The 13,500-nt window shown below is 61.8% G+C and carries 14 protein-coding genes; all 14 read left to right on the plus strand.

The window, feature by feature from the left end; genetic code table 11:
* On the plus strand, positions 1–215 hold a 215-nt coding region (locus tag J3E64_RS19130), incomplete at its 5' end, for a VirB3 family type IV secretion system protein (protein ID WP_253344729.1).
* Positions 208–2,592: a VirB4 family type IV secretion/conjugal transfer ATPase gene (locus tag J3E64_RS19135; protein WP_253344730.1), complete on the plus strand. Its 2,385-nt coding sequence runs from the start codon at positions 208–210 to the stop codon at positions 2,590–2,592. The genes J3E64_RS19130 and J3E64_RS19135, both read left to right, overlap by 8 nt.
* Positions 2,593–2,626: 34 nt before the next feature.
* A complete protein-coding gene (locus tag J3E64_RS19140) occupies positions 2,627–3,307 on the plus strand; it encodes a type IV secretion system protein (protein WP_253344731.1) in 681 nt (226 codons plus the stop codon).
* Positions 3,308–3,324: 17 nt separating this feature from the next.
* Positions 3,325–3,597 (plus strand): EexN family lipoprotein, encoded by a 273-nt coding sequence (locus J3E64_RS19145; protein ID WP_253344732.1) that lies wholly within the window; start codon positions 3,325–3,327, stop codon positions 3,595–3,597.
* A 7-nt stretch (positions 3,598–3,604) separates the two neighbouring features.
* The gene (locus tag J3E64_RS19150) at positions 3,605–4,651 is read left to right on the plus strand and encodes a type IV secretion system protein (protein WP_253344734.1); all 1,047 of its coding nucleotides are present in this window, start codon (positions 3,605–3,607) and stop codon (positions 4,649–4,651) included.
* Positions 4,652–5,065: 414 nt separating this feature from the next.
* Complete coding sequence (locus tag J3E64_RS19155) at positions 5,066–5,755, plus strand: virB8 family protein (RefSeq protein ID WP_253344736.1); 690 nt, start codon at positions 5,066–5,068, stop codon at positions 5,753–5,755.
* The gene (gene virB9 / locus J3E64_RS19160) at positions 5,752–6,621 is read left to right on the plus strand and encodes a P-type conjugative transfer protein VirB9 (protein ID WP_253344738.1); all 870 of its coding nucleotides are present in this window, start codon (positions 5,752–5,754) and stop codon (positions 6,619–6,621) included. The genes J3E64_RS19155 and virB9 overlap by 4 nt, the downstream gene beginning before the upstream one ends.
* The gene (gene virB10, locus J3E64_RS19165) at positions 6,618–7,934 is read left to right on the plus strand and encodes a type IV secretion system protein VirB10 (protein ID WP_253344740.1); all 1,317 of its coding nucleotides are present in this window, start codon (positions 6,618–6,620) and stop codon (positions 7,932–7,934) included. Before virB9 ends, virB10 begins: the two co-directional genes overlap by 4 nt.
* Positions 7,934–8,929, plus strand: a complete 996-nt coding sequence (virB11, locus tag J3E64_RS19170; RefSeq protein WP_192669661.1) for a P-type DNA transfer ATPase VirB11 — start codon at positions 7,934–7,936, stop codon at positions 8,927–8,929. Before virB10 ends, virB11 begins: the two co-directional genes overlap by 1 nt.
* Positions 8,930–8,942: 13 nt before the next feature.
* Complete coding sequence (locus J3E64_RS19175; protein WP_253344742.1) at positions 8,943–10,979, plus strand: type IV secretory system conjugative DNA transfer family protein; 2,037 nt, start codon at positions 8,943–8,945, stop codon at positions 10,977–10,979.
* Positions 10,979–11,371: a hypothetical protein gene (locus J3E64_RS19180; protein WP_253344744.1), complete on the plus strand. Its 393-nt coding sequence runs from the start codon at positions 10,979–10,981 to the stop codon at positions 11,369–11,371. The genes J3E64_RS19175 and J3E64_RS19180 overlap by 1 nt, the downstream gene beginning before the upstream one ends.
* Before the next feature lie 126 nt (positions 11,372–11,497).
* On the plus strand, positions 11,498–11,944 hold the full coding sequence (locus J3E64_RS19185) for a group III truncated hemoglobin (protein WP_253344746.1): 447 nt from the start codon (positions 11,498–11,500) through the stop codon (positions 11,942–11,944).
* Positions 11,937–12,212, plus strand: a complete 276-nt coding sequence (locus tag J3E64_RS19190) for a DUF1971 domain-containing protein (RefSeq protein WP_253344748.1) — start codon at positions 11,937–11,939, stop codon at positions 12,210–12,212. Before J3E64_RS19185 ends, J3E64_RS19190 begins: the two co-directional genes overlap by 8 nt.
* A gap of 39 nt (positions 12,213–12,251) precedes the next feature.
* Entirely contained in the window at positions 12,252–13,463 is a 1,212-nt protein-coding gene (gene hmpA / locus J3E64_RS19195) for an NO-inducible flavohemoprotein (protein WP_253344750.1), read from the plus strand.
* The last annotated feature ends 37 nt before the right edge of the window (positions 13,464–13,500 follow it).

Genomic DNA, 13,500 nt, shown 5'->3' on the forward strand with positions numbered 1-13,500 from the left:
TGGTGCTGGGCAATCCGATTTGGGCGCTGGCGATCGGCGGCGCGCTTCTCGCCACCGCGCGGCTCATCGTCCGTAGCGACTACAATATGTTCAAGATCATTTTCCTGTTCGGCCGCACCAAGGCGCCGGCGCCGAACAAGATGATTTGGGGCGGGTCGAGCTATTCCCCGCTCCCCGTCGCGGGCGTCCAGCGGAAGGGGTTTGACCGTGTTTAAGACCAAGCCGCCGATCAAGCTCGAACGCGACCCGTCGCAGTATCTCCCCTATGCGCGTCATGTGAACGAGCATATTCTGGCGCTCGACAACGGCGAATATATGGCCGTTTTCGCGCTCGACGGGATTGCCTTCGAGACGGCCGATATTTCAACCATCAACGATTGGCACGAAAAGCTGAACACCGCTTGGCGCACGCTCGCGCATGAGCGCGTAGCGGTGATGGTGCATACCATCCGCCGTATCGAGCGCGGCTATCCTGACGGTGATTTCCGCTCGGACTTCGCCCGCGATCTTGATGCGACCTACAGGGGCCGCGTCCTCGCCAAGCGCATGTTCGTCAATGAGCATTTCCTGACGGTCATCTACCGGCCCGCTGTCGGCGCGGCCGACAAGGCGGCAAAGTCGGTGTTTTCAATGTTCTCGAAGGCAACCGCGGCCGAAGCCGAAGAGGATATTGTCGAGACGTTCACCGACATTCTGCGGGACGTGGAAAAGCTCATGGGGCGCATCAAGCCGCGCGTCCTCGGCATCTACGAGTTCAATGGGCTGCAATTCAGCGAGCCTATGGAACTGTTGCAGCGTGTCATGACGGCCGACAAGCGCCGCGTGCCGCTAGTGCGCGGCCACCTGGGCCGCGCGATCTATTCGGATCGGGTCATCTTCGGGCAGGAGCTGTTCGAGGTCCGCGAGCCGGGTGGTTCCCGCTATGGCGGCATCCTCGCGGTGCGCGAACATGCGGCCCGGACCTTTCCGGGCCAGCTAAATGCCCTGCTCGAAGCCAAGTTTGAATTTGTGCTGGGCCAGGGCTTCGCCTTCCTCGGCAAGCAGATGGGCATGGAGACGGCAAGGCGGAAGCGCGCGCAGTTGAGCGCGACCGATGACGTTGCCTTTAGCCAGCAAGCCCAACTGGATGAGGCGATGGACGATTTGCAGTCCAATCGCTTCGTCCTGGGCGAGCATCATCTTGCGCTTTCCGTGTTCGGGGAGACGCCCAAGATTCTAGCGGAGAATCTGAGCGTAGCGCGTGCGGCGCTGTCGGAAAGCGGCATTGTCGCCGCCCGCGAGGATCTAGCTCTTGAAGCGGCCTATTGGTCGCTGCTGCCGGGCAATTTCGCGTGGCGGACGCGGCCTGCGGCCCTCACGTCGCGGAATTTCGCGGCGCTGGCGCCGATCCATACCTATCCGCTCGGCCAGCCAGAGGGGAACCATTGGGGCGATGCAATCGCGCTGCTCAAGACAACGGCCAATTCCCCATTCTACTTCAATTTCCACTTCGGGGACGTGGGACATACGCTGATCCTCGGTCCTTCGGGCGGCGGTAAGACGGTCATCCAGAATTTCATGCTGTCGCAGGCCGAAAAGACCGGCGCGCGCATGGCGTTCGTCGACAAGGACCGGGGCGCGGAAATCTTCGTGCGCGCGTCGGGCGGAACCTATCTCGCGCTGAAAAACGGCCAGTCTTCGGGCTTCGCGCCGTTGAAGGCGCTAGATCATGGTCCGCGCAACCGCGAGTTTCTTTCGGCCTGGCTGCGCCAGCTCGTGACGCCCGAAGGCAGCGAGTTGTCGCCACAGGAGCTTTACCAGCTCAACCAGGCGCTCGAAGCGGTCGGCCGTCTCCCCCAGGAAGTGCGGTCGCTCTCTGCGGTGCGTTCGCAGCTCGATCAAACGAGCGTCGATGGGATCGGCGCGCGATTGGAGCGGTGGACCAAGAGCGGCGAGTTTGGCTGGGTGTTCGACAATGAGGCGGACACGCTGCGGCTCGATGCCCGGTTGATGGGCTTCGATATGACCGATTTCCTTGAAAACAACGCGATCCGCCCGCCGCTCATGAGCTACCTGTTCCATCGTCTCGATGACATTGTGGACGGCAAGCCGGTCATCATCGACATTGACGAATTTTGGAAGGCGCTGGGCGATCCGGCGTTTCGTCACTTCGCGCGCGACGGCCTGAAGACCTATCGTAAGCGCAACGCCATGATGATGTTCGGCACGCAGTCGCCGGCGGACGCGCTGCGCTCGGACATTGCCGAAACCATCATCGAGCAATGCCCGACGAAGATCCTTTTGCCGAACCCCAACGCGCAGGCCCGCGACTATATTGACGGCCTCAATCTGACCGAAGCCGAGTTCCGGCTTATCAAGGTCGATCTGTCGCCGGAAAGCCGGCGCTTTCTCATCAAACAAGGCCATGATTCCGTGGTGGTCGAATTGGACCTGAACGGCATGGATGACGAATTGGCGGTGCTTTCCGGCCGCCAAGGCACTGTCCAGTTGCTCGACGAGCTGCGGGCAGAGTTCGGGGATGATCCCGATGCGTGGATGCCTGAGTTCAAGCGCCGCTGGCGCTCGGTCGGGCGTAGAGAATGGAGCAATTGATATGAGGAGAAAGATCACAGAGGCCGCGCTGGCTGTGGCGGCCGCCCTGTTCATGGCTGCACCCGCTCACGCCCAAATGGCGGTGGTCGATGTGCGGTCTATCGCGCAGGCCCTCCAGACGGCACGGAACACCTTGCAGCAATTGCAGGAGGCCCAGCGCCTCTACAGCGCGCTCAACAGCATCTCGCAAATTCGCAGCGTGAGCAACTTGCTGGATTCCCCCATTCTGCAAAGCGCCTTGCCGGACGGTATGCAGCAGTCGGTGAGCCTGATTTCCGGCGATCTGCGCGACCTGGGCGCGATCGGCAACAGGGCCGAATCCATCATGAGCGGCAACGATTTCTCGCTCTCAGGTCTCGATTCACGGCTTGGTGACGCCCAAGGGGTTCTCAGAAGGGCCTCGACGGCGAGCGCGCGCGATCAAGCCTATGGCGAATATATGCTCGACGCCACAGAGGCGACGGGCGACGGCCTGAAACAGCTCAATACCGGCCTGTCGTCGGCCTCGACGCTCCGCGAGTCTCAGGACATTGCCGCTCGTGCCGCGATCGAAAACGCCGGCATCAACAATCGCCTTCTCCAAATGCAGGCAGCTGAACAGGCAGCCCGCGCGGCGATGGCAACGAAGTCGTCGGCCGACTTCGCCGCGTCTCAGCGCCGGACGCAGGAGAATATCGACAGCGGAAAAATCTGGCCGACTTGGAACGGCAACTGACCCCGAAGGAGAAGGCCATGCGGAAGTGTTTTGCAGTCCTAGCGTTCGCGGCGCTTCCGCTGGCCGCCTGCGGCGAGGAAGAAAAGTCGGTCGAATATTACAAGCAGCATTTGGACGAAGCGCGCGAGAAGTCCGCGCGCTGCCAGAGCAACGGAGACGCCGGCGTCAACTGCGGCAACGCCTCCGTGGCAATCCAGCGCGCAGCACGCGAGGCGTTCGAGCGCGATCGGGCCAGGACGAAGAAGAATATCAAGGATGGTTCGATCTTTCCGACTTGGAACGGGAAATAGGTGATCCATGGCGCTCGACGCGATTTACAACATGCTCGAAGGCCAGATTACCGGGACGCTCGCCGGGAAATATGCGGCAGTCATGGGCCTGGTGTCGGCACCGCTGCAAACGGCCATGGCGATCAATCTCGTGATTGTCGGCTTCGCCATCATGCGCGGCGTCTCGAATGAGCCTTTCGGCAATTATCTTAGCACCTGGCTCAAATGCTATCTCGTCATCATGGCCGCTACATCGAGCATAGCGCCACAGATAGCAGCGGCGGCGCAGCAAGCCCCCGATCAGCTCGCAAGCGCGCTGGGCGGCGGGGCGTTGAACGCCTCCTTTGACGCCTTCGTGAAGAACGCCGTCGAACCGGCCTTGTCGATCCATAACTCCATGGAGCCTTGGGTCGAAGCCAGCACCTTCATTCCAGTGACCATCCCGAATCTTGCGACCGGCCTCATGGTCATCGTCATCATGCTGCTCGCCTACATCATCGCCGCGATTGCGATGACGATTGTGCTGTTCATCAAGTTCGGGCTGTTCGTGACGATCGCCACCATGCCGATTTTCGTCGGCGCTCTCATCTTCCCGTCCTCGTCCGGGCTGTTCTTTAGCTGGCTCGGCGCGGTGCTGAACTACGCCATCCAGACTGCGGCCGTGGCGATCGCGCTCTTGTTCGTCGTGGCGTTGGTGAACGCCATTCCGGGTTCGGTCGGTGCCGGGGACGGCGGCGATACTTGGACGGCGATTGCGGCAATGTGCCTGCAATTGGTCGCGGTCCTCGTCGGCGGCTTCCTGATCTTGCAGGCGCAGTCGATCGGGTCTTTCGCGGGCGGCGGAGGTTCGTCGGGCGCTGGCTTCTTGTCGGCGCTCTATCCCTCGACGCTGCAACGCAGGCTGGTTTCGGGGGGGATCGCCGCGCCGAGAAAGGCAGCAAACGCGGTCGGGAATACCGCGCGCTGGAGCCTCAACCGGCAATCCGCCGCGCGCGCCAGTTTCATTTCACAAGCTCAAGCATCTTCGGGTCGGACGTCGCTGTCCGGTGCGTCGTCCAGGCCCGGCAACAGATAGGAGAATAGCAATGTGGTTGTTGAATCACGGCGCGTCTGGTGCGCGCCGATGGGGAAGGATTCTCTGCGTCGGGGTAGCGAGCTGCGCTTTGGCGGCTTGTGCAACGACCTCGGAGAGCCGCAATCCGCCGAAACAGTGCAGCCGGGGAAGCGCGCAGCCCGCCAATCCGAACGGCTCGGTTTTCCAGCAAGCGGCGGTGAGTGCCGTCCCCCAAGGGTCAGCTTCTGGCCGTGACGTGATGGTGTTCGGCCGTGATGGCGCGCAGGGCAACCCGGACAGCCCGCCCGCCGATGCGGCGGTGCCGGCGCCCCCGACTGCACAGGATCGGGCACCCGCCCCGCCGCCTGCCGGTCGGCCGCTCTCGATGCGCCGCGATCCGGCGTCACCTCAACTTGCTTATGGGAGCTGCTGACGATGGCCCTCAGCGTGAAGAAGAAGAGCGAACTCGACAAATATTTCGCGGAAGCGAAGGATTGGGACTTTGATCGTGTTCGAGAGGCAAACAAGCAAAAGCGCATCGCCTATCTGGCCGGTGCTGGCGGGGTTGCCTTCGGGCTGCTCATGCTGGGCTGGCATGTGGTGGCCCCGCTGCGATCGGTGGAACCCTATGTGATCCGCGTCGATCGCCAGACTGGCGGCGTCGATGTGGTGACGCGGTTGACCAACACGCGGAACATCACGGCCGACGAGGCGGTCAACAAATTCTTCCTGTCCGAATATGTGCGGAACCGGGAGGGGTGGAACGGCGCCAGCGCGAAGGAAATGCAAAACAAGGTGCTGTCGCTGTCGATAGCGCAGGAGCAGGAAAAGTTCGCTGCCCAGCGTCGGCCGCAAAACCCGAACAGCCCCGTTGCGAATTATCAAGGCGGGGAGATCGTCTCGGCCGCCGTTCGCAACATCACCTTCATCAACGATCGCGTGGCCCAGGTGCGCTTTGTCCGTTCGGTCATGCGTCCTGGCAACGCGCCGGATGAAACCAGCAATTGGATTGCGACCGTCAATTTCAAATATGTGGATCGGCCGACAACCGAAGCGGGCAGGCTCGACAACCCGCTCGGCTTTCAGGTGGTCAGCTACCGCGCTGACCCGGAGATTGCGCGATGACCGGCTTTCGGAACATTCTGATGGGCGGCGCGCTGGCCGCCGCGATCGTCACCACACCGGCCTTTGGCGAGGAAGTCCCTCGTTCGGGTCGGCAAGATACCCGCATCCGCTATATCAATTACAATACGGATGAAGTGGTGCGGATAAACGGGGTTTTCCGCGCCGCATCGCAAATCGTTTTCGGGGACGGGGAAGCGATTTCGAGCGTGGCGCTGGGTGACACGGTTTCTTGGGAGGTCGCCCCCGCTGAAAACATCCTCTTCATCAAACCCCGCGAGAAGGCACCGGCGACAAACCTGATCGTCGTCACCCGGAAGGGCGGGGTGGTTCGCACCTATACATTCGCGCTGTCGGCACGGAGCGGGGCGATAGCGCCAGGGACGGACGCGCAATTCGTGGTCCGTTTCCGCTATCCGGCTGAGGAAGCGGCAGCAGCACGGCAAGCGCAGTTGCAGCAGGTTCAGTTGCAAATGCTGATGGTCGAGGCGGGCGGGGTCAAGGTGGCGCTGGAAGCCGCGGCAGTCCAGGGCACGCGGAATCTGAACTACTCGCTCGCGGGGTCATCGGATCTCGCTCCGTCAGAGGTGACGGACAACGGGCAGTTCACGATTATGCGGTTCCCCCGCAATCAGCAGCTCCCGGCGATCTTCACGGTGCGGCCCGATGGGTCGGAAGCGGTCGTGCCCTATGATGTTCGGGGCGAATTTGTCGTGATCCATGAGGTCGCGCGGCAGTTCCGCTTGCGGAGGGGCGATGCGCTCTCCTGCATCTGGAACAATGCCTATGACCGCTATGGGCCGGACAATTCATCGGGGACGGCTTCGCCCGATGTGGAACGCAGTTTGGACGGGAGCAGCCGGCAATGAGCGAAATTGAGCAAAAGGCCCAGCAGGGCGACGACCAGGTACGCCCGACCTACGACGATACGGACGTGCGCGACGAAGTTCTAAAGGACGCGAACAGCACGACGCCGGAAATCGACCGCAAGGCATTCAACCCGCGCGGTCGGTTGCAGTCGATGGGCAAGGGCGCGATGGGAGCTGCGGCGCTGGGTGCGGCCTTCCTCGGCTTCGTGGTCTATTCGATGGCATCGCAGGCCGACAAGAAGGCTGCCGGGACGCAAACTGACGCAACTTTCCGGCTCGATGATGCGTCGGCCGAGAAGTCGGCACGCCAAGCGGCCTCGGTCGTCGTGAAACAGGATGACCCCGGCGCTGGAATGCAGCAGGTCGGAACGGACCCGTTCGGTAATCCGATCATGGCCGCTGGCCCGGGTCAGGATTTGTCGGGCGGGGCGATGGTTCCCGGTCCCAATGGGCGTGGGAATGATCCCGCCTATGAACGAGCCGAGAAGGCCCGCCAGGAACGGCTTGCGGCCCTCCAGCGCGAACAGGCCCGGCAAGACGCGATGCGGCGAGCGCCGATCATGGCAGTGTCGCCTAACATCGGCCAGCAAGCTTTGACGGGCGGCAATGCTGGCCCGTTCAGCAATTTGCGGGTTGGCGGTGCCGGCGCTGGCGGAGCAGGGGGCGAACAGGGCGGCGGCGCCACCGCGCTCAATCCGCTCCAGTCCAAGCTCAACGGCATGGACATTCAACAAGTCTCTGCCGGTCGCCTCCCAAATCGCAATTTCCTCATCACGGCGGGAATGCAGATTCCTTGCGTGCTGCAAACGGCGATGGATTCGACGCAACCCGGCCTGACGAGCTGCGTCATCCCGCAAGATATTTGGTCGGCCAACGGCAATGTGATCCTGATGGAAAAGGGAACGCGCGTCCTGGGCGAGTATCAGGGCGGGTTCTCGACCGGCGAGCATCGCATTTTCGTGCTGTGGAACCGGGCCATCACGCCATCGGGCATTTCGGTCAGCCTCGGCTCTCCTGCGGCCGATCAGCTCGGCCGCGCCGGGATGGGCGGAAAGGTCGATACGTTCTTTTGGCAGCGGTTCGGTGGGGCACTGTTGCTCTCCATCGTCGGGGACGCCGGCAATGCGATCAGCAATGAGGTTTCCGGGGTCGAAGAGACGATGCGCGCGCCGAACACGGCGGCGGCGATCGCCGCGCAGGATTCCCAGCGGATACGGCCACGCCTTCGCGCGCCCCAGGGCCGCGAAATGACCATCATGGTCGCGCGCGATGTGGACTTTAGCGGGGTCTATTCCTTGAGGCTGCGGCGCTGATGTTCGACCAGTCGATATTGTTGCACCACCTCCAACCGCTCCGATCTTTGCTCGATGCGGACGCGGTGACGGAACTCGTCATCAACAAGCCGCACGAAATCGGCATCGAGGGCCGGGGCGGTTGGGAATGGGTCAACGACGATAAGTTGACGGTGAATTGGTTGGAAACGCTGTCGAACTCGATGGCGAATTACACCAAGCAGAAGATCGGGCCGCAAACGCCGATCTGCTCCACCAGTCTGCCCACGGGCGAGCGCGTCCAGATCGTAGCGCCGCCCGCTTGCGATCTCGGCCTATATTCCATCACGATCCGCAAGCCATCGACCCGGACATTCGGGCTTGAAGAACTGGATGCCGGCGGGCTGTTCGAGCAAACCAAGATCGCGCGCGGGCGGACTTCGGTCGCTGACGCGGACCTGATCGCCCTCAAGCAAAAGGGGGATTGGCCTGCGTTCCTCGAACTGGCGGTGAAATCCCGCAAGAATATCCTGATCTCAGGCGCGACCGGATCGGGCAAGACGACGCTTTCCAAGGCGCTCATTCAACTGATCCCGCCCGATGAGCGGCTTCTGACGATCGAGGACACGCGCGAACTGATCGTGCCGCACCGCAACGCCGTCCATATGCTCTATTCCAAGGACGGGCAGGGGCAAGCACAGGTGGGGGCAAAGCATTTGCTCGAGGCCAGCCTGCGGATGCGGCCTGACCGCATTTTGCTGCAAGAGCTGCGTGACGGCACCGCCTTTTTCTATCTGCGGAACGTCAACAGCGGCCATCCCGGCTCGATCACCACCGTTCACGCCGATTCCGCCGCTCTCGCCTTCGAGCAACTTTCCCTGCTGGTGAAGGAATCCGAAGGCGGCCGCGATCTGGAACGCAAGGACATTCTCGATCTGCTGCACCTCCTCGTTGATGTGGTCGTTCAGTGCAAGAAGGTCGATGGCCGCTTTCGCGTGACGGAAATCTATTTCGAGCCGGACACATCCGGCATGTAGGGAGGGCCTGGGCATGGGTCGCCGTGATCTGATTGTTTACGGGCTGTTCGCGGTCGTCGTGGTTTTCCTGCTCGGCGGCCTGGTTGCGATCATCGGCATGGGGCAGTTCAGGACGGACCTGAATTTGGCGAAAATGCCGCAATATTTTTGGTTCTACCGCCACAATCCATTCGTGATGGGTTGGCTCGCAAAGGGTGTCGGCGGCGTTGCCGCCGCTGGTGGCCTGATCGCCGCGATGATCTATATCAACCGCAAGGACGCCCTGCACGGCGCGGCGCGCTGGGCCAGGCACAGCGAGGCCAAGGCGGCGGGCCTGATGGACCGGGAAGGCTTGCTCCTGGGCAAGAGCGGCAACGGCTTCGTCCAGTTCGGCGGAACGGAGCATGTGTTGCTGGAAGCGCCAACCCGCGCCGGTAAGGGCGTCGGCGTCGTGATCCCCAACCTTCTGACCTGGGCAGATTCGGTCGTCGTTCTCGACGTGAAGCAGGAAAATTGGGAGAAATCGGCGGGGTGGCGCAAGAGCCTCGGCCATCAAGTGCTGCTGTTCGATCCCCTCGACCCGCAAGGCCGCACCTGCCGTTTCAATCCCTTCTCACACATTAACCGGAGCGATCCGGTCGAGGTCATTGACGAGCTGCAGAAGATCGCGGCGATGCTGTGGCCGCCCCCGGCCAACGGCGAAAGCTTCTGGATGGACAGCGCGCGAACCGCCTTCATCGGCGTTGCGGCCTATATCGCGGCTACGCCCGTGCTGCCGTTCACCATGGGCGAGGTCTATCGCAATTTCAGCGCCGGCGACGCCAAAGAGCGGTTTCCCAAGATCATCAAGCAAAGGCAGGCACAACGAAACCCGCTCTCCGAAGCCTGCATTTCTGCGCTCAATGACTGGATTTCGAGTTCCGCGAACACCTTTACCGGCATCCGGCAATCGGTGTCGGCCAAGATCAACCTATGGATCAACCCCTATGTGGACGCGGCCACATCGGAATCGGATTTCGACCTGCGCGAGTTCCGCTCGCGGCCGATCTCGCTCTACCTCGGCGTCTCGCCCGACAATATCGAGCGAGTTTCGGACATCTACAATCTGCTGTTTCAGCAGCTCATAGACCTGAACGTGCGAGAGCTGCCCGACGAGAAGACGGGGAAGCATCCAATCAAGCTCCTCCTGTTGCTGGACGAATTTGCCCGCCTCGGCCGCGCCAGCGTGATCGCGGCGGGATTCTCCTATGTCGCGGGCTACGGCATCCGGCTGCTACCCGTCATCCAGGCGCGGGCGCAGTTGCGGGACGTATATGGACCGGACGTTACCAGCGAGATTGTCCAGAATTGCGGCGTCGAGCTGGTATTCACGCCCAAGCATATCGACGTAGCCAAGGAGATTTCCGAACGCCTCGGCAATTACACCTTCCAGGCTAAGAGCCGATCGCGGCGGATATGGGACGCCTGGGAAGGCTCGGTGTCCACGTCCGATCAGCGCCGCCCGCTGATGCTCCCACAAGAACTGCTTCTGCTATCGCAGGAGGAAGTGATTGTGCTGCGGGCGGGTATCCCGCCGCTCAAGGGCCGAAAAATCCGCTACTACAAGGACAAGTGGATGGTGAAGGCGTCCAGCATGGTCGCGCCGCCTGTGACGCCGCGGCCTCTCGATCCTTCCATAGCTCGGCGCTCCCTCGCCATCATCGAAGGGGCCGAAGCCCCCGAAATGAGCGATCAGGATGCGTTGGCCGGTGTCGAGTTCGCGCGTCTGGTCGGCTTCCCGTTCGATGAGCTGCCCGACGATGGCGATCCGCACAAGGCAACGGCATTCTTCGAGGCGCTGGGTCTGAATGCTGATTTCACCGGCATCAATTTCGATGACCTCGCCGGCGTTGTCGCCTCGGCCGATCCGGCGAGCGAGAATGGTCCTGCGAGCGGCGATCAGCGAGATAGGGACGTGGAGCGGCCGGAAGATGCTGACAGCCCGGAAAACGGCTCCACGGTCGATGACGGCGCACATGGCGACGGGGGAGACAGTGACGCTTTGGCATTTCTGAAAGGAGCTAAGGGATAATGGCTGACGATAGGAACGAGCAGGCCGCGTCGAGCGGCAAGCCCAATGAGAAATCGGACGGTTCCCGCGATCCGGCGCGGCAAGATCGCGATCGGCGGGTTGCCAGTGATTTTCGGCAGATGACGCAGAGCGAACGCCTACAGGACAAGCGCACCAATCCTGCGGCAAAACAGGTCGCGGCGATGGATGCGGCGATAGATAAGAAATATGGCTCAGATTCACGGGAAGCGGCCCGCATGAAGGTCGCTGCGCGCGAGGCGGTTGCCCAAACCCTCGAACGTGGCGGCCAGGTCCGCGCACCGCGTATGCGGGAGACAGAGCAGCGCCGGGACGAAACGCGAGAACAGCATCGCGCGGCGGCCGATAAAACGGCAAAAGATCTCGAACGATAGGCAAGCCTGGAGAGCAATTCACTGCCCTGTCCAGCCTTTCTTAGAATCCCTGCTTCAAGCAGGGGGCTTGCTCCATCAGCGCAATTGATATAGATGTATTTGTAATACATGATTGGAGCGCGAGTCGTGGTCGATGCCTCGATAATCAGAGAGGAAGAGCTGGCTCCTTTGGTGGAAGAGTTCTACGCGCGGGTCCGGGCCGACGCCGAACTTGGGCCGATTTTCAACGATGCGATCGACGATTGGCCGGAGCATCTTGGGAAGCTGACTGCATTCTGGTCCTCCGTCATGCTCACCAGTGGCCGATACAAGGGTCAACCGGTGCCGGCCCATTTGAAGCATAAGGCTAGGATAACACCCGCGCTCTTCGAGCGGTGGCTCGCGCTCTGGGTGCAAACGACCAATGACATGATGACGTCAGAAGCGGCCGCGGCACTACAGGCGAAGGCGAGGCGGATCGCCGAGAGCCTGCAACTCGCGATGTTCTTCCAACTGGAAGGGCGGGGTGCCGCAACGGGCACTAGAGCCAAACAGGCGGATGCACCCGAGCGACGAGTGCAAGCCCATGACTGACAACTTGCCTTATCGTTCCACGCCGGTGTTCGATCAGGATACGCTGCCGGCTGCCTTGCGCGCGCGACATGACACGAAGGCAGGTGTTTGGGGCGTGATCCGGGTTCTCGAAGGCGAACTCAGGCTAACCTACCTCGAGCCACCTTCGGAGATCATCCTGACGCCGGACCAGCCTGGTTTGCTCCTCCCTCAGCAACCGCATTTCGTAACGCCGACAGGGCCGATGAAGATGCAGGTGGATTTTTACGATCACAAGCCCGGGCTCTGACAGTCCGGGATTTCCAACGCGTGCAAAAAGGAGAAGTTGATGACACAGCCCCTCAGCGATCAGACCATAGCGCTCGTCAAGGCGACCGTGCCCGCACTCGAAGCCCATGGCCTCGACATCGTGCACGAGATGTATTCCCGCATGTTCCAGAATCCGGAAATTCGTGACCTTTTCAATCAGTCGCATCATGGCGACGCCGGTTCGCAGCCACGTGCGCTTACCGGCGCTATTCTCGCCTATGCGAGCAACATCGAAAATCTCGGTGCGCTCGCGCCGGCGGTTGAGCGGATCGCGCAGAAGCATGTTGGCCTGCAGATTCTGCCTGAACATTATCCGCACGTAGCCGAGGCGCTCCTGGGGGCGATCAAGGCAGTGCTGGGCGATGCGGCGACCGATGAAATTCTTGCTGCCTGGGGCGAAGCCTACTGGTTCCTGGCCAACATCCTGATCGCCCGCGAGCAACGGGTCTACTCGGAGCAGAAGGACGCGAGCGGCGGATGGAATGGCTGGCGCGAATTTCGCGTCGAGGACGTCGTGCGTGAGAGCAGCGTCATCAATTCCTTTATTCTGCGCCCCGTCGATGGCGGGGCCGTCATGCGGCACAAGCCGGGGCAGTATCTGACCTTCTGGCTCGAAATTCCGGGGCATCCGCCCGTCAAGCGCAACTATTCGATTTCAGCAGCCCCCAACGGCGAGACCTATCGCATTTCGGTCAAGCGCGAACTGCATGGCCTTGCGTCGGGCTGGCTCCATGATGACGCCAAACCGGGCACGGTGCTCAAAGTGGCAGCGCCTGCAGGCGAATTCTTCTTGGCAGCGCATGTCGAACGCCCGGTGATCCTCCTGTCGGGCGGTGTGGGCCTGACCCCGATGGTGGCGATGCTCGAAACGCTTGCAGAGGACGGCGCCGGAATCCCCGTGCATTATGTCCACGGAACCCATGACCGCGATACCCACGCAATGCGTGATCATGTTCGCGCTGTCGCTGGGCGGGGCAAGTCAATCACCGTCACCGATTTTCATCAGACCCCGCTCGAAGGTGAAGTCGCAGGACAGGATTATGACGTAGCCGGCATCATCACCGACGAATGGCTGGTCGCCAACACGCCGGTGGGTGAGGCCGATTACTATATCTGCGGACCACGTCCGTTTCTGCGCCACGCCGTCTCTACCTTGTCGCTGGCTGGCGTCCCCTCCGACCGAATTCACTACGAATTCTTCGGTCCGGCAGACGAATTGCTCGCCGCCTGACTGAGCGCGGAGAAGGGCGATGTCGCCCTTCTCCGGG

The organism is Sphingobium sp. OAS761 (genome assembly GCF_024168485.1).
Classification (GTDB): domain Bacteria; phylum Pseudomonadota; class Alphaproteobacteria; order Sphingomonadales; family Sphingomonadaceae; genus Sphingobium.